Here is a 22250-nt window from a genome sequence, read left to right on the forward strand (position 1 = left end):
TGCTCGCGTTGCAGCCGTGGTCGAAGACGAGCAAGAGGTCGTCGAAGCTCCGATGAGCACGCCGCCGCAAACCGCGGCCCTGGCCGGGCGGGTTGTGATGGTGGATGGCCAACCGGTTGCGAGCGTGACGGTCCGCGTCGAGGGGCTGGGTCTGCACCAAGCGGTGGCTGGCGACGGGAGCTTTCGCATCGAGGAAGCGCCGCTCGGTCAGCACCGACTGTCCGTCGGGACCGGCGAGCGGGACGGCGGCTTCGAGCTCATCGGTCCGGACCACTTCGACGCCGGCGACGAAGCGATCGTGTTGGTGGCGCGCGTGAGCCAAGTGACGTTCACGGCGCAGGACCGCGATGGCGCGCCCGCCCTGTTCCGCTCGCTCAGCCTGGAGGTCACGCCGCACGACGGCACGCCCATGGGCGGGGGCGGCGCCTACTCCTCGCGGGAGCGGTCGTCGACGACCAGGGCCCTGCCGCCGAACTGCACCGTGCGCGCCTGGGCCAAGGGCTCGCAGGGGATCTTCGCGGGGACGATCGAGACGCCCCTCGACGGCGGCGCGCTGGACCTGGTGTTGCGATCGGACTCCGAGGACACGGCCACCCTGGAGTTGCGGGTGAGTGGTGGGATCGAGCGCCTGGTCGAGCCCCGGGTTCACCTGCGCGTGAGAGGTCTCGATGCGCACACCTACATCGCGGCGGAGCAGGCCCTGGAGCGCACGATGTTGGTACCGGGTCTGGCGCCCGGTCGCTATTCGTTGGAGGTCTCGCTGATGCAGGCTTCGGGCACCGAGCCTGAAGAGGCCCTGGCCTTGACCGGTCTGCCCCGCGAGTTCGAGATCGAAGGACCGGGGCCGATACCGATCGACGCGGTCCTCGCACCTGGGGCGTTGGTCGGGCTGGAGCTGGTTCCGAGCGACTCGTGGACCGCCGAGGGCGGGGCCGAGGGCGCGGTGACGGTCGAGGTGACGCCGCAGGGGGCGGAGCGGCCGCTGGAGATGGAGTGGTGGCAGGTCACCGACGCGCCCTTGATCCAGTGCGCCTTCGACATGCCTCCGGTCGGTGTGCGCGTGCGCTCCGACCGTTCCCTCGCGCCGGGGGCCTACGAGTTGCGGGTCGAGGGCGAGGATTTTCAGCCCTTCATCCAGGACTTCGAGGTCGGCGTTCAAGGCGGGCTGGTGGAGCTGCTGGTGCCCTTGGTCACCAAATAGAACGGGGGTGTAACCGATCTCGAGCGGGTCGGTAGATTCGGAGCGAGGCCATGGCGCTCTTCACCCCTCCGCATTTGCCGCATCCGATATCGCTCGTACCGAGTGCGCTCAGCCGGGCATCGTCGGTGCGTGCTCTGCTCGGATCGTGCAGCCTCGCTCTCGTGGGCTGTCTATCGCCGGCCGATCCGGCGAAAGCTCCGCAGTCGCGCGACCAGGACGAAGCGGCGCCGGTTCGAGAAGGTGAACTCGACGGCGCGAGCGAGCAACCGGTTCCAGCCGCGGACCTCTGGCGCGGCGAGCGGCCCGATCGCATCGCCGGTCGATTGATCGACGTCGAGGGCGAGCCCCTGGCGGGGATCTGGATCGGAGCCAGGGCCCAGGACCTCTACCCGCGGCCGGGGCGACTGTCAGCGCACACGGAGACTTCGGCGACGGGTGAGTTCGCGTTCACGGGACTAGCGCAGGGCGAGTACACCCTGTCGATGCTCGCGCCTGGAGCACCGGTTGCGCTGACCGTGCGCAACGTGTCGACCGACTCCCTGGAGCTGGTCTTCGGGATCGTCGAACCGATGCCTGCCGACCCGCTCCAGTACCACTCGCATGCCAATCCCCTGAGTGGCGCGGTCGCACAGGTGGAGTTGGATGAGAACGGACGCGTCCCCGCCGACTTCGATCCACGCTCGGCGAGCTTGAGCTTCGAGTGGACCGCTGACGAACCCGGAAGGGGTCAGTTCCTCGAACTCGAGATCGAGGACCTCGCGTCGGGGATCGGCGGGCCCTACTTGGGCGAGCTGCAGCGCAACGGACTCGTGCAGCGGGACCTCTTGCCGGGTGACTACCGCTGCAGTTGGCGGTTGCGCGGCGACTGGCACGTCGGAATGACCTACGTCGCGGGGGACGCCGAGGCTCGGGTCAGCGTCGGTGCCGAGGAGCAGGCGCGGGTTCCGGTTCAGCTCGAGGTTGGTGGCTTGATCAGGCTCGACCTGGGTTCGGAAGCCAAGGCGGCACGGACCTCGAGCACGGGCACGATCGAGGGCTGGGCGAGGCTCAGGCCCCAGGGACAGGCTGATTGGATCCAGACTCCGATCACGGTCGCGGGGCGCGAGCTGTTCGTGGGCCGCGTGCATCCGCCTGGCCTGTGGGAGCTCGAATGGCATCCTCCATTGGGTGAGGAGCCGATTGTCGAGGTCCTGGAGGTCCGGCCCCGCGAGACGGCCGTGTTCGAGGTCGACTTGCCCGGGCCGCGCTGAGAGGGCGACGCGGCCCTCCGGCTGTGGTTCCGGCTGCCGCCCGGTCCTGTCGACAAGGCGTCGTCGCGGCGCAGCCGAGAGCGGGGTTCCCATCGAGAGGACGCGCCCACCGAGGCGCGCGAGGGCAGGGCCGATCGACTCCGGAGCGTGGATTGCGAGGCTTCGATGGCCTCGGGCGCGTCCGGGGCAGTTCCTCCATGCATCATGTCCACCATGGTCACCCGCTCAGCCATCGCTGTCCTGGCCTTGGCCCTCGCGCTTGGGCTGGGCTACCTACTCTTCTCTCCGTTCGGGGACGGCTCCACGGACGGCGCGGCCATCGGCGCGGCGCCGGACGTCGGTCGCACGTCGCGGACCGTCGAGGCCAGAGGCGGTGGGACGCCGGCCCTGCGCTCGGCGACGTCGCGGGAGCTCCAGTTGCCAGGTAACAGCGAGACCCAGCGCGAGGCGGCCCCCGTTGCGACGGCGGATGCTGAGCTCGCGGCGAAGAAAGGCGTCCTGGCGCGCATCGTTGTCGTGGATGTCGATGGCGCGCCCATCGAGGGTGCGTGGTTGGACGTGGCTCGCTTCAGCGACAGCTTCGTTCAACTCGACACACTGCTGTCGGCGGAACCCATACCCTCGTCAGGCCTTCTCGAGCAGTCCATCGACGCGCAACCCGAGGACCTGCTGGCGGTGCGCGCCGGTGCGCCGGGCTATCTTCCGCAGTTCGCGAGGCTGCCGTGGACAGGGGATCGCGTCGAAGCTCGCCTGGAGTTGAAGCGGGGAGCGACGGTGGTCGGCCGCATGGTCGACGTCGGCGGAGCCCCCCTCGGCGGGGGATGGGTGCGCTTCGATCCGATCGGTGAGGACCGTGATCCGATCTTCCGTCAGGTGATCATGCCCCGCGACGGCTACTTCGCGGTGCAGGCTCCCGATCCGGGGGGCTATCAGGTCAGTGCCGAGCTGATCGGTCTCGGCACGAGCGCGCAGGTGCGCGTCCGCATCGATTCCTCGGCCGAGAGTGACGTGGGCACCCTGACCCTGGTCGGGCCCGGGTCGATCGCCGGTCGTACGGTGTTCCCGAGCGGTGAACCGGTGCCCGGCTTCGGCCTGCGGCTCGAGGCGATCGGGGCGCAGGGCCTCGGCTTCCGGTCGGCCGTGGTCGAGACGGACGAGGAGGGTGGCTTCGTCTTCAAGGGCCTGGCCCAGGGGCGGTACGACCTCACGGGCCAGGACCCCAGTGTGCCGGTGGACGCGCCCATCGCATCGACCGGCATGGGGGACGTCGAGGTCGTCGTTGACGCCTGGCTGCTCACGATCGGAGCGCTCGACGAAGCGGATCGTCCGGCGCTCTTGGCCAAGCTCGAAGCCGTCCCGCGCTCGACCGTCGACGCGGCGCCGTCCACCGCACTCGAGCTGCCCTTTCTCGCCAGGTCCCAGCTCTTCTCCACGCCCGTGGTGCAGACCGAGCAGTTGGTCGCGAGGCTCCCGCTCAAGTTCACCGCCGAGGACGAGGCCGGAGCGCACTACTTCGGGCAGGTGGACGTGGACCTGCTCCCCGGACGCCACGGGGTCGTGCTGAGGCCCTGGGATCCGTCCCTGGCTTCCTTGCGTGTGCGCGTCGGTGGCAGCGGCGTGCCCGAAGGAGTCGCGATCAGCGCCAGTCTCCAGCCCCTCGCCGAGGGCGCCTTCACCTGGGGGGCGAGTGACGAGGGGCAATCGGAGTTCATGCTGAGCGGCCTGACGCCGGGCCGCTACCTGGCGAACTTCTCCGTCTCGGGCGACGACATGCTGCTGCTCGAGGGCTCCGGCGTGGAGCTGGAGCTGACGGCCGGTAGCGAGCAGACGGTCGACATCGCGATCGTCGCCGGCGGTCAGCTCGAGTTCGAGTTCGCCGTGGCCGGACTGGACGACCAGGCCGCACTCGGACTCGAGCGCTCGGCGGTGGGGAGGATCCGTGCAGCCGGAGAGCTCGAGTGGCAGCCGCTGCTGCTGAATCTCGTCCGCGACGACGGCGGTGTCTCGGTCGTCGCCAAGGCCAGGTTGGGGCAACGCTACGAGCGCTACGGCGTGCTGCGCGCCGGCAGCTACGAGCTCGAGGTCGAGGCCACCGGCTTCACCAGGCACAACCGGCAGCTCACGGTGATCCCCGGCGAGACGAACGTCGTGCGGGTCGAGCTGGTGCAGGAACCCTGAGTCCAAGTCGGAGCGCACATCGGTGAAGAACACGCTCTACGGCCTCGTCGCGGCCGCGATGGTCGCCCTCTGCTGGTGGGCCCTGGCGGGGAGCCGTCCGGACGCCGAGGTCCCCGCTCGAGCCACGGACGCGGCCGTGCAGGGGTCTTTCGCGACCAGCGACGGTGACTCGGGCGGGGGCGGCGTCGCCCTGGGAGAGGCGAGCCTGGCCACGATCAGCCCGGTGGGCGACGCAGGGGAAACGTCGATCGAACGGCGCGCGACGACCGCGTCCCTCGGCCCCACGCCCGCCGCTGACGGCATGCTCGAGATCCGCGTGGTCGAGGCGGGTCGCGGCGTCGCGATCGGGAGTGCGCGCGTCGACGTCTACCTCACCGGTCCAGGCGGCGATCCCTCGGAGATGCTCGTCAGCGGCGGGACGGCCGCCGAGGACGGCACCCTCCTGATCGACGTCGACCTGCCCGCTGAAACAGCCCTCGCCGCACGCGCGGTGGCCGAGGGCTTCACGCCGGGTACCGCACGTCTACTCTGGCGCCCCAACCCCGGTTCGCCGAGGCCGCTCGAGGTCTCCCTCGCGCGAGGGGCGACCTTGGTCGGTCGATTGTTCGACGGGGCGGGCGAGCCGCTCGGGAATGGCCGCGCTCACCTGGAGCCCCTGGCGACAGGTGGAGACGATCACGACTTCAACCTGCCGTGCCTCCGCGACGGCAGCTTCGCGGTGGCGCCGCCGGCCCTCGGGGAATTCGAGCTGCTGGTGTCGAAGACTGGTCTGGGTACCTCGCCGCTCGTTCCGATCCGGATCGAGGCGGGTGAGCTGATCGACCTGGGTGACCTCGCGATCCTTGGATCCGGGGTCCTGGAGGGACGCGCCCAGTTCCCCGACGGCTCCCCTGTGCCTGGTCTATCCATCCGCGCCATGCCGAGCACGGGGCAGGCACCCGGCGGGCAGGGTTTCACCCGCGGTCAAGTGGGGACCCAAGCGAGCGGCGCCTTCTCGATCGCTGGCCTCGCACCGGGTCTCTACGACCTCGAAGCCAGCCCGCACACCCACGTCGCGGTACAGCGCATGGAGCGTGTGGTCGCACCCTCGCGCAATCTGGTGGTGACCTGCGAAGGCTGGCTGGTGGAGATCACCGCCCTCGACGACGGGGGCCAAGTCGTCGCCATGGACGAGCTCGAGATCGGTGCGATCGACCACGCGGCAGCGGGCTTCGGGGCCATCTCCAAGCGCCTGGGCTCAGCCACCAGTCACACCGCGCTCTTGCCCAGGACGGCACTGCTGCTGCGGGCCAAGGACACGCGGGGCCGCGTCTTCGTCCACCGGCTCGCGGCCGACCTGCCATCCGGTCACCACACCGTCGAGCTGCGTACCGACGACCCGACCCTCGCCAGCGTGCGCGTGCGAGTCACCGGCGAGGGCCTGGTCGGTGAAGAGCGCTTGTCGGTGATGCTGCTTCCAAGGGGTGAAGGGTCGATCGCCACGGAAGCCGGCTCCCCCGGCGCCTCGGAGCTGATCGTTCAGGGCCTGACTCCCGGCACCTATTACGTCCGCTCCTCCGTGCTCGACGCTCGGTTCTCGGTCGCCGACGCCGAGCCCGGGCAGATCGAGGTCCGCGCGGGCGAGCAGGCGACGATCGACGTGCCGACCTCCCACGGCGGTCGCCTGGAGTTCGTCGTTCGCCTGGCGGATGCGGGAGACGACAGTTCGCAGGCGGCCAGCCTGCCGGTCGAGATCCACCTGCGCGGCGCCGGGGAACCGGATTGGACGCGCAGCGCCGCCGAGTGGGCCAATGCCTGGGGCGGGGTGACCACGAGCATGTCGGGGCGCCTGGTGGCCCCCTTCGGACTGGGCCTGATGCTCGTGGGGGACTACGAGGTCAAGCTCGAAGTCGAGGGCTATCGCTCCGAGATCGTCGCAGGCAGGGTGCTCGCCGGACAGGTCACCCCGGTGGCGGTGGACCTGGTCCGCGCGCCTTGACGGGGTCGGCACTTCGACCCGCGGTCGCGCGAGACGAGGGTAGGATCGGCACCGGTGAACGAGCTCGTGATCAAACCCGCGCGAGGCCTCTTCAGCCGCGACCTCGAGGTCTCCTTGGGCGGCCGCAGCATCACGATCCTGGAGCGCCGGGCCTTCCAGCGATCGGCGCCCTTCGACCTGGCCGGCGCCACCTACGCCATCGCCCGCAAGGGCTGGACCAGCGGCCGCGTCGAGTTGACCCGCGCAGGCTCGTTGGTGGCCTTTGCCGAACGCAAGTCGGCCTTCTCCAGTCGCCAGCACGTCACCCTGCTCGAGCCCTCCGAGATCCCCGGAGGAGCCCTGGTCCTGCGCAGCAAGGGCTTCTTCAGCTCGACCAGCGTGGTCGAGGCCGGTGACGTGCAGCTGGGCGAGATCGTCCGTCGGGGCCTGTTCAAGTCCGGCCTCATCCTGCGTGTCGACGAGCGGGTGCCGCCGGCGGTGGCCGTGCTCCTCGGCTTCATCGCGACCGTGCAAGTGGAAGATCAGCAAAGCGGAGGCTGAGAGCGCCGATCCGCCGGCGCCGCTCGAATCCCCATCGAGGCCGTGCCCTTCGAATCGCGCGCGCCCGGCCGCGTAAGATCGGCGCCATGCAGAGCCTCGAGTTTCGCTGCCGCGGGCTGTTGGCCCGCCACTACGACGTCCTCCGAGACGGCCGCAAGGTCGCGCTGCTGGATCGATCCGTTTGGGGGGAGGGCGCGACGATCGAGCTGGAGGGAGTCGACTACCAGATGCGCGCGCGCGGCTTTCTCCGCAGCGAGATCGATCTGGCGCGAGGCGGCGAGTTCCTGGTCAGCGCCGTGCGCCCATCGGTTTGGTCTTCGACATTCGAGCTGCGCGACCTTCATCCCGAGCTCGCCTTCACCGGTACGGGTGAGGAGCTCGAGGACCTCATGCTCACCAGGTCGTCGCTCTGGTGCTCCAGCTACGAGATCAACTGTGGGCGCCGGCGAATCGGTTCGATGACCAGGACGAGTCTTTGGTCCCGCGGTGCGGTGCTCGAGTCGCGCGAGGAGCTACCCCTGGTTCTGGCGGTCTTCATCGGCTCCGTCGTGATCTCCCTGTGGGCGCGCCAAGCCGCTGTCGCGGCGACCTGAGGCAGGGGGAGGTCTGGCGTGCGGGCCTGGACAGGGCGAGTCGGCTGCACTGGGCTGGGCCGCGCCCAACTCTTCGCAGCCCCCTGTCCGCGCGCCGGCTCCGAAGGGCGCTGGGCCGCAGACGACGAGTCTTCTCGCAACTGCCGTCGACCTCCTCGGGGGTCGCACTAGACTCGCTCGAACCGGGGTCGTTGCGCGGTTCCGGGATGCTTCGAGTCAGGCCGTCGTCGGGTCGATCCCGGCGCCCCCCCTCGAGGCCGGTTGCCGGCCCTTCCGCCATGCGAATTCTCTGGGTACTGCTCGGCTTGCTGGTGCTCGTCGGCGCGTGCCTGCTGCTGCCGAGGCACGCTGGGGAGGAGCTCGACGCGGCACGGCCTGAATCCGGGGTGACCGCGTCCCGACCCCCCGAGCCTGAGGGGGCCTCGACGTCGGTTGCTCGTGGGATTCCAATGGTCCCGAGCAGCACGCGCCAGGTTGTAGCGATCGCGGAAGTCGGTGCACCCTCGCCGCCAACCTCGCCGGTGGTCGTCGAAGCAGGCGACGACTCTGCCACGGAGCGCGTCCCGCTCGAGTTGTTCCTGCTGGAGGTTCGCGTGGTCGACAGTCGGGGATTCGACCTCCCGGGGGCCGTTGTGGAGGCGCGAGCCTCGCACCAGACATCGACCAGCGTCTGGCGACTCGACGCCGAGGCCGCGGCGGCCTTCTCGGCCCGCACCACCGCGGATGTCTCGAGCGACGCAAGGGGTTGGACCCGGCTCGCCAGCAACTGGCGTCCAGCCGAATCCACGCCATCCACGAGCTACCGCTCCAGCCGATCTTCGCTGAGGGTCGAGGCCGGCGGCGTTCACCGCCTGGCCCTGTGCGCCACGGGCTCGCTCGAAGTCACCCTGCGCGCCGAGGCTCCCGGCTACCTGTTCCGCTCCGCTGAGCCGATGGTGATGGGGCCCTTCACCGAGCAGGTGCTGGTCCTCGATCGCGCGCCCGTCGTCCGCGGCCGGATCGTGGACGAGTGGGGGACCGCCTTGGAGGTGGGGGCCCTGCACGTCGCCTGCCAACCCGGTCTGCCCGACGACCCGCGGGCTCGCACCGACACCCTGCGCCTCGCCGTCGACGCGAGCGGCCGCTTCGAGGCCAGCTTGCCGGTTGCGAGCCGCGTCGACCTGCGCCTGTCCTCTCCCGGCCACGGCTACTCCGCGACGACCTCGATCACGGCCAGTCCGCAGGGCGAGTACGACCTCGGCGACGTGCAGGTGGGCGGATCGGCGGCCATCCGTCTGCGCCTCGAGTTGGCGGACGGCACCCCCCTGGCCGGGAGGCTGGTGCGCCTCGAGTCCCTCGACAGCCCTCCACGCCTGGCGCCGGTGCATCGCACCACGGACTCCGCCGGTCGGATCGAGTTCCGCGGCCTCGCTGCGGGCTCCTACGCGATCGCGCCCACGTCCCTGACCGGGCCGATCGAGCCGATCCGGAGGGCTGCGGTCGTCGGCGCACGCGAGGAGACCGCGATCGTGGACGCCCTGCTGGTCCAGTTCGAGCTCGCCGAGCAACCCGATGGGCGCACAGGTTCGTCGCCCCTGAGCCTGGTCGTGACCCCATTCGGAACCGGTGCGGGCGGCCCCTACCCGCGCACCATCAGGCTGGGAGAAACCCTGCTGCTGCCCGGCGGCGTCGAGATGCACGTCGCGGCCCAGGGGGTGACCGGGATCGGCTACGAGGGCATCGTCAACGCCGGGCTCCCATCGGGACGGCGTACGATCCTCTTGAGCAGGGTCGCCCGCGGCCCGCTGGACTCCGAATGATGCTCGCGCCGACCTTGTGCGGCGCACCCAACCAATCGAACCACCATGCTCTGCACGATCCTGCTGCTCGCTGTCCTCTCCTCGAGTCCGGTCCAGGACTCGACCCCCTCGACCACAGCTGAGCGCGCCATCGCCCTGGCCCAGGGGGGCGACTGCGCGGCCGCTTTGCCCCTGCTCGACGTGGCCATCGATGCCGCGCCCGACGCCGTCGACCTGCGGCGTTGGCGCGGGCACTGTCGCAACCTCTTGGGCGACTACGCCGCCGCGCTCGAGGACTACGACCGCGCCCTGGCCCTCGACGACACCGATCCCTGGACCCACTACGCGCGGGCCATGTCCCTGCACAACCTCGGGCGACTGGACGAGGCGGTCGCCGGGTACACGGCGGCGATCGAGCGCAGCCCCGACTACCTCAAGGCGATCCAGTGGCGCGCGTTCACGCAGATGCTCTCAGGCCAGTATCGCGCCGCCCTCGCCGACTACGACCGCGCCCTGGGGCTCGCGCCTAATGACGCGTGGACGCTCGAGAACAGAGCCCAGACCAAGGTGCGCCTGCGCGACTTCGAGGGGGCGGAGGGGGACTACACCGCGCTCGAGACCGCGTACCCCGACGAGGGGCTCTTCGCGCTGTACGTAGCCCTGGCCCAGACCCTGGCGGGGGAGCTCGACCAGGCGCGCGTGGGCTTCGACCGCCTGCTCCGGCGCGATCCGGAGGCGGACGGCCACGCGGCCCTGTGGCGCTGGTGGGTGGACGGCGATCGGGCCCGCGCCGAGCGTGAGCTGCGCGCCTGGCGGGGCGAGCGCCAGGGCTGGGAGGCACTGGTCGCGGATCTGCTCCTGGGCCAAGGCTCGATCGAGCGGCTCGAGGCCCACCGCCTGGCCCAGCCCGCGCAGGAACAGGCGGGCCTCGCCTGCGAGCGCGACTTCTACCAGGGCCTGGCACTGAGGGCCGCGGGACTGGGAGCGCGGGCTGTTCCGGCGCTGCAGGCGGTGATCGCCTCGAACCAGCGCGCAAGTTGGGAGTGGGACGCCGCACGAATCGAGCTGGGCTCCCTCGCGGCGGAGCTGGGACGCCCCTCGGCCCTGGGGTTCGAACTCGGGGAGGACGGGAAGGTGAGCCGCCTCGGGGCCGTCGCCGCCGGGGCGGGACTCGAGATCGGCGATCGAGTGCTCTCGCCGACCCCGGCCGCGCTGGCGGAGAATGAAGCCGGCTTCGGCGCGGGTCAGATCCTGACCCTGATCGTCGAGCGCGGCGACCGCTCCCTCACGATCGAGGTGCCGATGATCGTGGCCCGGGGCTGACGCTACACTGCGCGGCTCGGCCGACCCCGTCAGGGTCCGCGCTAACCCCTCCGCCAGCCCCTCCCGATCGCCCATGAGCCTCGCCGCAGGCATCGTCGGACTGCCCAACGTGGGCAAGTCGACGATCTTCAACGCCATCACCTCCGCGGGCGCCGAGAGCGCCAACTACCCCTTCTGCACGATCGAGCCCAACGTCGGCATCGTCGACGTGCCGGACGCGCGGTTGGAGGTGATCCACGGATTCATCAAGACCGATCGCGTCCTACCGGCCTCGGTCAAGGTGGTGGACATCGCGGGCCTGGTGAAGGGCGCCTCCACCGGTGAGGGTCTCGGGAACAAGTTCCTCGGCAACATCAAGGAGACCGACGCGGTGCTGCACGTGGTGCGCTGCTTCGAGAACTCCGACATCGTGCACGTGCACGGGACGATCGACCCGCGGGCGGACATCGAGGTGATCGAGCTGGAGCTCGGCCTCGCGGACCTCGAGACCTTGAACAAGGCCCACGAGCGCGTCTCGAAGAAGGCCCGCGCCGGCGACAAGGACTCGATCTTCGAGCGCGACACCTACGACGTGGCGCGCCAGCACCTGGAGGCCGGTGGCCAACTGCGCGCCCGCGAGTGGTCCGACCGCGAGCGCGCCGCCCTGCGCCCGCTGTTCCTGATCACCATGAAGCCGGTGCTGTACGTGGCCAACGTGGCCGACGACGACTTGGCCGGCGAGTCGCCCCTGGTCGGCGCGGTACGCGCCCACGCCGAGGCGACCGGTTCGGGCGTTGTGGTGCTCTCCGGCGACATCGAGGGCGAGATCGCCGGTATGGACCCGGCCGACCGCGCCGAGTTCATGGCCGACCTCGGTCTCGTCGAGTCCGGCCTCGAGCGCCTGGCCCACTCCACCTACGACCTGCTCGGCCTGCAGACCTATTTCACCGCCGGCGAGAAGGAGATCCGCGCCTGGACCATCCAGCGCGGCTGGACCGCGCCCAAGGCGGCCGGGGTGATCCACACGGACTTCGAGAAACTCTTCATCCGCGCCGAGGTCTACTCGGTCGATGACCTGGTGCAGTTCAAGACGGAGGCCGCCATCAAGGCCGCCGGCAAGCTGCGCGTCGAGGGGCGCGAGTACGTCATGCGCGAGGGCGACGTCTGCCACTTCCTGATCGGGAAGTGAGCCGGCCGGGGCGCTCGGATCCCCATCGGGGGCGGGTGGGGTGGTCGCAGATCGCCCCTGGCGGCGCCCAGGGGGCCTGGTCCAACCGGATTTCCAGGGCGCTCGCGGATCGGGCGGCAGTCGGCTAGGGTGGAAATCGACACCCGCTAGCCCCCCTCGACCGACTGCATGCAAGCAACTTCCATCCACCCTGCACCCTGGGCCGAGCTGCGACCGACCGAAGGGCGTGGTGAGGCCTGGCGACAGGCCCATCGCGCCGCCTTGGTCATCGGCGAGGTCGGGATGCTCTGGGGCCAGACCATGGCGGACCACCGCCACCTGGCCACGACCTACCTCCACGGCCCCCGCGCGCTGGTCGGCTGCCGGATCCGCGGCGAGCGCGACTTCCACGTGGGGCTGCGCCTGGCCTCGCCGGGCTTCGTGGTGCTCGACGACAAGTACGCCGTCTTGCAGACCTTCGATCTCGTCGGTCGGACGATCTTCGAGGCGCGCAAGTGGCTCCTGGAGCGGGCCGAGAAGCTCGTCGGCGGTCCGGCGCGCAACGAGGCTCACCTGGACGCGAGGCTCGACGCCCACCCCCTGATGGAGGGCGCGCCCTTCGGCCGGGGCTGTGAGGAGGGCTTCTGCGAAGTCGATCGGGCCTACTCCAACGCGGACGCGGTCCTGCGTCGGATCCTGGGCGACATCGCGCCCGGTACGGCGGTGCGCTGTTGGCCGCACCACTTCGACATCGCCGCGCTGGTGGAGCTGGACTCGGACGGCGACGAGCCCATGACGATCGGGCTGGGCATGGCGCCCGCGGACGATCGACAGGACCGCGCCTACCTCTACGCCTCGCCCTGGCCCCATCCGCGCGCCGGAACCGTCCTGCCGCCCCTGGCCCATGGCACCTGGCTCGAGGACGGCGCGCCCCTGGCCGTGCTGCCGATCTACAAGGTGGCGGAGGCCGGCAGCGGTGCCCTCCAGGCGCGCATGGCGGAGGAGTTCCTGCGCTCGGCCTACGAGGCCTGCGAGCAGGCGCTCGAGGGCTGAGTCGATCGCGGGTCTCGCCCTCGTCCGCCGCTCGTGTGAACCGCGCAGCGGCGGCGAGGGTGTACGCGGGCGGGAGCCGCAACGGCGCGGGCCTGCCCGATGCCGGAACCTTCGGCCCTTCGGGCTCTTCAACCGGCGAATGAGGAGGCTCGACGCCCACCGCCATGGCGAAGCTCGGCGGCGCGCGCGTGGCCCTCGAGGCCTTCGACGCGCGCCAGGCTGGCGGCGTCGTCGACGAGCACCTGGGCGGCCTTCGGATCGCTGATCCGAAGCTGGGTGCGGGCACGCAGGAACGTCGACACGCTGAGCCCGGCCTGGTGCCGCGCGCTGCCGCCGGTGGGCAGCACGTGGTTGGGCCCGGCGCCGTAGTCGCCGAGGACCTCGGCGGCGAGCTCGCCGACGAAGAGCGAGCCATACCTACGCAGGCGTGAGGCCACGGCCTCCGCTTCGCCGACGCAGAGCTGCAGGTGCTCGGGGGCGAGGCGCTCGCACAGGTCGATGGCCTCTTCGAGGTCCGCGGCTGCGACGCAGAAGCCGGAACCGATCGCCGCGCACGCGGTCGCCGCGGTGCTGAGGCCATCGAGTTGGCGTTCGAGCTCGTCGTTCACCGCTCCGAGGTCGCAGCCAGGCAGCGCGATCAGGATCGGCAGGGCGTCCTCATCGTGCTCGGCCTGGGCGATCAGATCCGCGGCCACGCAGGCCGGATCGGCGCCCCCGTCGGCGACGACCACCAGCTCCGAGGGACCGGCCAGCATGTCGATCGCGACGCGACTGGAGACGAGCTCCTTGGCGGCGGTCACGAAGCGATTGCCCGGGCCGACGATGGCCTCACAGGCAGGCAGCGGACCGGCGCCGGAGGCCAGGGCCGCGATGGCCTGGGCACCGCCGGCGGCGAGCAGGCCGTCGGCCCCCGCGATCGCGGCGGCGGCGAGGGTCGCGGGCGCGGGCTTGGGAGAGGCCACCCAGACCCGCTCCACGCCGGCCACCTTGGCGGTCAGCGCCGTCATCAGCACCGACGACGGCAGTGGGTGCCGGCCGCCGGGGGCGTAGCAGCCCGCGGACGCCAGCGGCACGAAGCGGTGGCTCGCCACGCAGCCGGGGATCGCCAAGTCCACGTCGGCCAGGGCTTCCCGCTGGGCGCGGGCGAAGGACTCGATGCGCGCGGCCGTCCGCTCGAGCAGCGCGCGAGTCCGCACGTCGAGTGCATCGCGGGCTCGCTCGAGGTCGGCCCGTGACCAGAACAGCCGCGCTCCGGGTTCCAGGTCGCCCAACTTCTCGGACCAGGCCCGAAGCGCGGTTTCTCCACCGCCGCGGACCTCGTGCAGAATCTCACGCGCCACCTCGCGGGCCGCCGGGTCGACGGGCTCGCGATCGAGGCCGGCCACGTCAGCGGGGGTGATTCGTCGCAGCATCATCGCTCGGCTCCGGTCCTGTTCGGCTTGGCGTCGCCCGGCCGGCGGCTGACGCGCAGGGCCCGCGCATCGAGGGCACGCTCGACATCGGCCAAGGGAACGCCGGCGGCGCGCAGCTTGGTCAGGGTGAAGAACAGCACGTCGGCGGCTTCCTGCACGACCTCGTCGCGACCCTCGGCGGCGATCAACTCCTCAACCTCCTCGCGCAGCTTGGCATCGAGCAGCGCCGGGTCGTCGAACAACCGAGCTGTGTAGGAACCGTCGGGCGCCGATGCCCGTCGTTGCCGAAGCGTCGTTTCGAGTGCCGCCAGGCCTGTGGCGTCCCCGAAGCAAGTCGCGGTCCCCCGGTGGCAGAAGCCGGCGCCGGTCTGGCGCACGATGAAGCGCAGGGCATCGCGGTCGCAGTCGACCTCGACGCGCAGCAATTCTTGGGTGTCGCCGGAGCTCGCGCCCTTGACCCACAACCCGCGCCTGCGCGAGTGGTAGGCGCCGACACCCCCGTCGATCGCCGCGCGGACCGACTGGAGATCGGAGTAGGCGAGCCCGAGCGCTCGACCCGTCTCGTCGCAGACCACAGTGGGCCACAGGCCGTCGGGCCGATCACTGGAGAGCGGCGCGGTGAAGCCCTCCGCCAGATCCAACCGTCCGGTGTAGAGCGCCATCCCGACCTGGGCGTCGATCCCCAGGCGGTCGAGCACGGCCACGTCCGCGGGCGTGGTGACGCCGCCGGCGTAGGTCAGTGAGCGGTCGCCGGCCGCAGCGCGCAGGCTGCGCGCCAAGGTCTCGTCGACGCCGCCGAGCCGGCCCTCGCGTTCGACCACGGTGACCAGGAACCCGGACACGAAGGGCGCCAGCTCGGCCATGCGTTCGGCCACTCGGGAGCCGGTGCCGACGGTCCAGCCCTCGACCACGACCTCGCCGTTGCGGGCGTCGAGGGCGGCGATCACTCGCTCGCGGGGCAGCTGGCCCAGGAACTGGGGTGTCGCGGCGGTGCCGACGACGACTTGCTCGGCCCCGCGGTCGAGCCAGCGCCGCGCCGCCTCGACCGAACGGATGCCGCCGCCGACCCGGACGGGGCCGAGGTCCACGAGCTCATCGATCAACGCCGTGTTCTCACCCGCGCCCAGGGCCGCATCCAGGTCGACCACGGCCACGGGACCGACCCGCGCAAAGCGCTGCATCAGCGGCCGCGGATCGCCCGCCTCGAGCTCGAGGACCGCGCCGCCGATCAACTGCACGGCCTGGCCGCCCTGCAGGTCGATGCTGGGCACGATCACGGCCGCACCTCCACGCCGCCCTCGAGCAGGACGCGCTTGACGTCGGCGACGGTGAAGTCGCCGTCGTGGAAGAGCGAGGCGGCGAGGAGCGCCTGGGCTCCGGCGCGCGCGGCGGACACGAAGTCCGCGGGGGTGCGCGCGCCGCCGCTGGCCACCACGGGCACCGAGACCGCCGCGGCGACGCGTTCGACGAGGTCCAGGTCGTAGCCCTCGCGCGTGCCGTCGCGGTCGATGCTCGTGAGCAGGATCTCGCCTGCGCCCATCGACGCGACCTCGCGCGCCCAGGCGACCGCCTCGAGCTCGACCGCCCGGGTCGCGCTGGCGACGCGTACGCGGTACGCGCCTTCGACGCGCTCGGCGTCGATCGCCACCACGATGCACTGGGTACCGAAGCGCTCGGCCAGGCGCCCGACGAGGGCAGGATCCGCGACCGCGGCGGAGTTGACGGCGACGCGATCGGCCCCGGCGTCGAGCAGGGCGCCGGCGGACTCGAAGTCGCGAACGCCTCCGCCCACGGTCAGGGGGATGCCCAAGCGCTCGCGCACGCGGCGCACCGTGCGCAGCTCTGCCTGGCGTTCCTCGATGGTGGCGGAGACGTCGAGCATCACGATCTCGTCGGCGCCGGCGGCCTCGTAGCGCGCGGCCAGCTCGGCCGGGTCGCCGGCGTCGCGGAGCCCTTGGAACTTGACGCCCTTGACCACTCGGCCGCCGCGCGTGTCGAGGCAGGGCACGACGCGGCGCGCCAGGCCCGAGGTCCGAGCTTCGCCTCCGACGATCACGAGTCACCTCCGCACAGGGCTGCTGACGCCGTGCGTCGGCGAACGCTCGAGCGCTCGAGCCAGCGCTCGATCAGCGCGGCGCCGAAGGCTCCCGACAGCTCGGGGTGGAACTGGCAACCGAGCACGGCACCGCGCTCGAGGGCGGCGATGTACGGCCCCCCGTGGTCGGCCCAGGCGACGCGCCAACCCACGGGTCGCTCGGTCAGGCGATAGCCGTTGGCAAAGGCGGCCCAGCCTGTCTGCAGCAGCTCGCAGTCCGGGTCCGCCTGGATCCGGTTCCAACCGATCTGCGGCCGCAGGACGCCGTCGGGGAAGCGATTGACCCGCAGGTCCAGCAGGCCGAGCCCGCGATAGCCGCGCGCTTCCTCGCTGGTCGTGGCCAACAGCTGCAGGCCGAGGCACACCGCCAGGGTCGGCGCGCCGGCGCGGATGCGGTCGGCGAGGGCCTGGTCCAGCTCGGCCAGGCGCAGTTGCTCCATCCCGGCCGCGAAGCTGCCCACGCCGGGCAGGATCAGCGCGACCGCATCGCGCACCTCTTGCGCCGTCTCCGCCACGCGCAGTCCGATTCCAAGGCGCGCGAATGCAGCACGCAGGGAGGCCACGTTGGCCACTCCCGTCCGGACCAGGTCTACGACAGGCGGCGAGGCTTCGGGTTCGTTCGAGTCGTTCACAATGATCCCTTCGCGCTGGGGACGGGGTTGGTCTCGCCGGCGAACTCGCCCGGCAAGGGGTCCGCGGCAACGGCCTGGCGCAGGCAGCGCGCGGTGGCCTTGAAGGCGGCCTCGACCTTGTGGTGATCGTTGGCGCCGCGCAGCACGTCCACGTGCAGGGTCGCGCGCATCGCCACGGCCAGGGATTGGAGGAAGTGCGTCGCGTTCTCGGTGGCGAGGGCGCCGATGCGCTCGCGCACCAACTCGAGCTCCACCCGCGCGAAGGGCCGCCCGGAGAGGTCCAGTGCGACCTGGGCCAGGGCTTCGTCGAGGGGCACCAGGGCCCAGCCGAAGCGCCCGATGCCGCGCCGCTCGCCCAGGGCCGCGTCGATCGCCTGACCCAGGGCCAGGGCGCAGTCCTCGGCGGTGTGGTGGTCGTCGACCTCGAGGTCGCCGCGACAGGTCAAGCTCACGTCGATGCGCGAGTGCAGGGCCAGGCTCGCGACCATGTGGTCGAGGAAGCCGATGCCCGTCGAGACCTCGGCCGCGCCGCTGCCGTCGAGGACCACCCTGCACTCGACGGAGGTCTCGCGGGTGCTGCGCGTCACCTGCGCGCTACGAGGGACGGTAGTCGCGCTCACGAGCGCGCCTCCAGGCCCGCGCGGGCTCCGCTCAGCTCGCCCAGGGCGCTGTCCAAGGCCGCGGCCAGGCGCGCCGACCCCGGATCGTCGACGGGCACCGATATCCGCAGCAGGTCCGCCAGGTCCGCGCGTCCCTCGAAGCGTCGCACGAGCACGCCCCTGGCGCGCAGGGCCTCGAAGAGCTCGGTCGCGCGAGGCGTCCGCACGCCGACGAAGTTGCCGCCGCTGGGCGGCGCGTCGATGCCGGCGGCGATCAGGCGCGCGCGCAAGCGCTCGCGCTCGGCCCGGATGCGTCGGATCGCCGATTCGGTCGGAAGCTCGAGGTCGATGGCCGCCCGGGCAAGGATCAGGGCCGGACTGGAGCAGGGGTAGGGCGGTGCGACGGCCCTGATGGCCGCGATCAGATCCCGCGGGCCCAGGGCGTAGCCCACCCGCAGCCCCGCCAGTCCCAGAGCCTTGGAGAGCGTGCGCAGCACCACCACGTTGGAGCGGCCCAGTGCCGCGGCCGTCGGGTCATTGGCGCCGAACTCGACGTAGGCCAGGTCCAACAGCAGCGGGTCCGGCGCGCAGGCGTCGGCGACGGCGAGGACATCGTCGATGCCGGCCTCGCCACCGGTGGGGTTGTTGGGCGTGACCAGGGCGGCCACGGCCCCGGGCTCCGCCGCCGCCTCGGCAAAGGGATCGCGGGGGAAGGCCCCGGCGCTCCACTCGACGGGGAACAGCGCGGCACCGAGCAGCTCGGCGCAGGCCGGGATCATGGCGAAGGTCGGCGCGGTGTGGACGAAGCGCCGACCCGGGACCACGAAGGCCGCAGCGAAGGCCGCGATGGTCCCGTCGCCGCCGGTGGTCACGAGGACCTGTTCGGGATCCACGCCGTGCAGTTCGGCCAGGCGCGCCTCGAGCTCCGACTTGTCGGGGTAGCGACGCAGGTCTTCGGGGTCGAGTGCGACCAGGGACCTCGAGAGCTCCGCGGGCGGCGCCGGTCCCTCGTTGCCATCCAGGCGCAGCAGCCCCTCGCCCTGGGGGCGGACGGGTGCGTCGTCCATGCGCGCTCGCGTGGTTCGATTCGAGTTCATGGCAGTCGAGCTCACGCGACGATCTGCGACAGGGCGGAGACGACCACGTCGCTGCCGCCGCGGGCCTTGCGCGCGGGGATCAAGCGCGGCAATGCGGAGCGCGGCACCGCCGCCTTGACCGCGTAGCCGCTGCCGCCGAAGAGCTCGGCGATGGTCGGTTGGCGCATGCAGGGCAGGACCTCGACCACGGCGTCGAGGCGATCGACGGGGACGTTGACCTCGAGCATCACGCGGCCGCGCGCCTCGATCACCGAGCCGATCACCAGGGCCAGGTCGCGCACGCGGGCGGCGCGGCCCTCGTCGTCGAGCACGGCGCGGCTGGCGTAGAGCCGGGTGCTCGATTCGACCAGGGTGTCGAGCACCACCAGACCGTTGGCGCGCAGAGTTGCGCCGGTCTGGGTGATGTCGCAGATCAGGTCGGCGTCCTCGGGCGGGAAGACCTCGGTGGCCCCGTTGGAGCGCACGAAGGTCGCGTCGAGACGGCGTCCTTCGATCCAGTTCGCCGTCAGTCGCTCGAACTCGGACGCGACCACCAGCGGCCGGCGGGGCAGGGCACCGTCCTCCAGCAGCTCCGCCGGGGCCGCGGCCACCAGGCGCACCGGATCGAGGCCGGTGTCGAGCAGTTCGACCACGTCGGCGTCCAGCTCGGCCACCCAGTCGGCCCCGGCGAAGCCGACGTCGCGCGTGCCGCTGTGCAGCATCTCGACCACGGTCCGCGGCTTGAGGACCTTGACCTCGAAGCCCGGGCCCACGGTGGGGCGGTAGTTGCGGCTGGAGGCGCGCACGGGCAGGCTGCCCTCGGCCAGGAGCCTCCAGATGCCCTCCTGCATGCGGCCCTTGGGCAGGGCCAGGCGCAGGTCGTCGTCAGCTCGTCGGGGTGCAGGGTTCACGGGGATCGTCGCTGGTCGGGGGTGTCGGTCGGTCCTGGAGCCGACGGAGCGCGACGACGGGCGATCCCCGAAACGCGCAACGCCGGCCCGAGGGGCCGGTGTTGCGGTGTTCGTGGGTCGTGAAGAGGACGGCCTACGCGCTCACCGGCGCCAGCCCGCAGAGCGCGGGATGGACGTGGTGATGGCGATGGGTCGGGGCGGTCTTCACGGCGCGAGAGGATGGGACGGGACCGGGAGCGGGTCAACCGCTCGAATCGAGATTCGGAAGCGTGGGCAGAACGGCACGCCCGTCACCTGGACAGCTCAAGGCCACTCGGGGACGGCGACGTCCGCTTCGAAATTGGCCCAGAACATCAGCTCGGTTCGCGTCTGACGGCCCTCGATCACGTCGAAGGGCGCCGACCGGGTCGTGCCTCCGCGCCAAGTCAGCTCCACGCGGTAGCTGCCGGGGACGAGCGGCAGGTGGGGCTCGACGAGCAGCAGTCCCTTCTGCGTCGGCTCGCTGTTGCGCGGACCGACGACGAATGCGGGGCCGTCGCCCATGGGAACCACGCGCAGGAGCCCCGCGAGGACCTCGGCGGGCGAGATGTCGGTGACGAAGGCGACGCCACCTGCCGGATTCAGGGTGATGGCGCGACTCACGGTCTCGCCGGCGGAAAGGGTCACATCGATCCAGTTGGCGGCGGCAGAGGACTCCCAGACCTCACCGGGGTCGGCCCACATGGCCGCATCCGACTGCTCCAGCACGACGCGGTAGCGCCCGGCGGGTAGCGACAGCTCCGCCCGGCCCGAAGGCGGCATGATCAGGTCGTCGGCCACCCAGGTCCCCGAATCGAGGTCGAGCACGCTGCAATCGACGTAGGAGCGCAGCCCCTCCGGCAGCTCCGTGTCGCCCGGGATGTACTCGATCGTCAACTGTGCGCAGCGCTCCGGCTCGGGAAAGCGCAGCACCAGCGGCGATGGAGGCAGGGCCCCGACGTCGACCGTCGCCGAGGCGACGCCCCGGGTCGGGCTGAACAGGCTCAAGCGGTGCCTGCCACCGGTGCGAAAGGAGATCCAAGTAGCGTCGTCGCCGTATCCGATCGCGCCGATCGACCCGACCTCGCTCAGCTCGCCGATGCCGAGCCGGGAACCGAGCTCGTCCCAGCGCAGGGTGATACGGTCCCCGTAGAGCAACGCCAACTCGTGGCCACCGATGCGGCCGATCTGCAGCCTTTGGCCGTCGTGGGTCTCGGCCCGCACCTCCAGGAGCAGCGGGCGAGCGACGATCGTCCCCACGTTCGACGGCGCCTCCACCTCGTGGGGCAGGAGCAGGGCGTACTGGTCGGCGAACGATCCGTCCGGGTCGGCCCCTGCCAGGCGATAGGGACCGGGGCGCAGGCCCGTGAACTCGAACTCGCCGTCCTCGTCGGTGGTGGCCGGCGCGCAGAGCCTGCCGCCCAGTGGGTGATCGTCGTCGACGCTGAGGGTGCCCGCGCCCAGGGCTTCGATGCCGAGGTCGTAGTCGGCCAGGGGCTCGCCCAGCCCGTCGACCACGCGCCCGACGACCGTCGCGCCGACCAAGCGCAGGACCACGGGTGCTTCAAGGTCGCTCGCATCGATCCACGCGGTCGAGCCGAGCCGGTCGTGGGAGGCCTTGAGCCGCGGGTTCTTGGCGCCGACCGCGACCTCGAAGCGACCACGGACATCGGTCTGTTCGTTGGCCAGCATGCTCAAGGGCTCGTTGCCCTCCAGCCACACGTCGGCCTCCGGCACCGGCCGCCCGGCGAAGTCGACCACCCGCCCGCGAACCGTGCGGCCCAGGGCCACCAGGAGTTCGACCAGGGGCGGTTCGTCTGCGGTGGCGGCGACCGCCGGAACCCGTTCAGCGCGAGTCGAATAGTGGCCCAGGGCGCGCACGTCCAGGATCGTCCCGTCCATCAGCGCCGCGCGCGGTAGCGCGAACTCGAGCATCGAACGCCCGGCGGCGTCCGTGCGCCCGTGTGCGATGGGGTCGTCGCCGAGCAGCACCTCGACCTCGACGTCGGGGCGCGGGATGTGCTGCTCGCGTCGACTGCCGCGGGCGAAGACCTCGATGTGTGCTGTGATCTGACCCACGGCGAGATCGCGGCGTAGTGCCTCCGAGGGGGCGGCGGCTGGCGACTCGGTCAAGCCGGCCATAGGCGCGGCGCCGCGCGAAGTGGGGAGGGCGGCAGTCGCCGAGGATGCGGGTGCAGCGTCTCCACCTCGATCGGCGAACCACAGGACGGCGACAAGGGCCAGGATCACCGCGGCGCCAATGAGGATTCGCGACGCCCTCACCGGATCGCCTCCGCTGACTGGCGGCGATGGGCGGGGGGCGTCGGCTCCACGGCGCGGAGAACCTCGGCGCGGAGAACCACGGCGCGGAGAACTTCTGCGCGGAGGACCTCAGCGCGGAGAACTTCTGCGCGGAGTACTTCAGCGCGGAGGACCTCTGCTCTGAAGACTCCGGCGCGAACGGGC

General features: G+C 71.5%; 18 protein-coding genes. 10 read left to right on the top strand and 8 right to left on the bottom strand.

The features are described from left to right. Positions 1-16 precede the first annotated feature (16 nt). From Pla133_RS08200 to Pla133_RS08245, 10 genes are all read left to right on the top strand, one after another. Positions 17-1201: a hypothetical protein gene (locus tag Pla133_RS08200; protein ID WP_145064431.1), complete on the top strand. Its 1185-nt coding sequence runs from the start codon at positions 17-19 to the stop codon at positions 1199-1201. 125 nt (positions 1202-1326) lie between these two features. After that, positions 1327-2451, top strand: coding sequence for a carboxypeptidase-like regulatory domain-containing protein (locus Pla133_RS08205; RefSeq protein ID WP_145064432.1), 1125 nt, complete (start codon positions 1327-1329; stop codon positions 2449-2451). A gap of 213 nt (positions 2452-2664) precedes the next feature. Further along, positions 2665-4629, top strand: coding sequence for a carboxypeptidase-like regulatory domain-containing protein (locus Pla133_RS08210; protein ID WP_145064433.1), 1965 nt, complete (start codon positions 2665-2667; stop codon positions 4627-4629). Positions 4630-4651: 22 nt separating this feature from the next. Then, entirely contained in the window at positions 4652-6607 is a 1956-nt protein-coding gene (locus Pla133_RS08215) for a carboxypeptidase-like regulatory domain-containing protein (RefSeq protein ID WP_145064434.1), read from the top strand. A 54-nt stretch (positions 6608-6661) separates the two neighbouring features. Beyond that, complete coding sequence (locus tag Pla133_RS08220; RefSeq protein ID WP_145064435.1) at positions 6662-7147, top strand: hypothetical protein; 486 nt, start codon at positions 6662-6664, stop codon at positions 7145-7147. 86 nt (positions 7148-7233) lie between these two features. Next, positions 7234-7740 (top strand): hypothetical protein, encoded by a 507-nt coding sequence (locus tag Pla133_RS08225; protein ID WP_145064436.1) that lies wholly within the window; start codon positions 7234-7236, stop codon positions 7738-7740. Between the two features lie 521 nt (positions 7741-8261). Continuing rightward, the gene (locus tag Pla133_RS08230) at positions 8262-9539 is read left to right on the top strand and encodes a hypothetical protein (RefSeq protein ID WP_145064437.1); all 1278 of its coding nucleotides are present in this window, start codon (positions 8262-8264) and stop codon (positions 9537-9539) included. A gap of 45 nt (positions 9540-9584) precedes the next feature. Then, positions 9585-10841: a tetratricopeptide repeat protein gene (locus Pla133_RS08235; RefSeq protein WP_145064438.1), complete on the top strand. Its 1257-nt coding sequence runs from the start codon at positions 9585-9587 to the stop codon at positions 10839-10841. A gap of 73 nt (positions 10842-10914) precedes the next feature. Then, complete coding sequence (ychF, locus tag Pla133_RS08240) at positions 10915-12009, top strand: redox-regulated ATPase YchF (protein WP_145064439.1); 1095 nt, start codon at positions 10915-10917, stop codon at positions 12007-12009. Positions 12010-12177: 168 nt separating this feature from the next. Continuing rightward, entirely contained in the window at positions 12178-13041 is an 864-nt protein-coding gene (locus tag Pla133_RS08245; RefSeq protein WP_145064440.1) for a hypothetical protein, read from the top strand. Between the two features lie 128 nt (positions 13042-13169). On the opposite strand, the gene hisD is transcribed toward Pla133_RS08245, so the two are convergent. The 8 genes from hisD to Pla133_RS08285 form a co-directional block, all read right to left on the bottom strand. After that, positions 13170-14456 (bottom strand): histidinol dehydrogenase, encoded by a 1287-nt coding sequence (gene hisD / locus Pla133_RS08250; protein ID WP_145064441.1) that lies wholly within the window; start codon positions 14454-14456, stop codon positions 13170-13172. Further along, positions 14453-15730: a phosphoribosyl-ATP diphosphatase gene (hisE, locus tag Pla133_RS08255; protein WP_145064442.1), complete on the bottom strand. Its 1278-nt coding sequence runs from the start codon at positions 15728-15730 to the stop codon at positions 14453-14455. Before hisE ends, hisD begins: the two co-directional genes overlap by 4 nt. Continuing rightward, positions 15727-16509, bottom strand: coding sequence for an imidazole glycerol phosphate synthase subunit HisF (gene hisF, locus Pla133_RS08260; protein WP_419192242.1), 783 nt, complete (start codon positions 16507-16509; stop codon positions 15727-15729). Before hisF ends, hisE begins: the two co-directional genes overlap by 4 nt. Beyond that, entirely contained in the window at positions 16506-17180 is a 675-nt protein-coding gene (gene hisH / locus Pla133_RS08265; RefSeq protein ID WP_419192243.1) for an imidazole glycerol phosphate synthase subunit HisH, read from the bottom strand. Before hisH ends, hisF begins: the two co-directional genes overlap by 4 nt. Next, positions 17177-17800, bottom strand: coding sequence for an imidazoleglycerol-phosphate dehydratase HisB (gene hisB / locus Pla133_RS08270; protein WP_145064443.1), 624 nt, complete (start codon positions 17798-17800; stop codon positions 17177-17179). Before hisB ends, hisH begins: the two co-directional genes overlap by 4 nt. Further along, entirely contained in the window at positions 17797-18876 is a 1080-nt protein-coding gene (locus Pla133_RS08275; RefSeq protein ID WP_145064444.1) for a pyridoxal phosphate-dependent aminotransferase, read from the bottom strand. The genes hisB and Pla133_RS08275 overlap by 4 nt, the downstream gene beginning before the upstream one ends. Positions 18877-18887: 11 nt before the next feature. Then, on the bottom strand, positions 18888-19766 hold the full coding sequence (hisG, locus tag Pla133_RS08280; protein ID WP_145064445.1) for an ATP phosphoribosyltransferase: 879 nt from the start codon (positions 19764-19766) through the stop codon (positions 18888-18890). A 303-nt stretch (positions 19767-20069) separates the two neighbouring features. Next, positions 20070-22067 (bottom strand): hypothetical protein, encoded by a 1998-nt coding sequence (locus tag Pla133_RS08285; protein ID WP_419195434.1) that lies wholly within the window; start codon positions 22065-22067, stop codon positions 20070-20072. Positions 22068-22250: the final 183 nt, after the last annotated feature.

Origin of the sequence: Engelhardtia mirabilis (assembly GCF_007748095.1) — a bacterium.
Classification (GTDB): domain Bacteria; phylum Planctomycetota; class UBA1135; order UBA1135.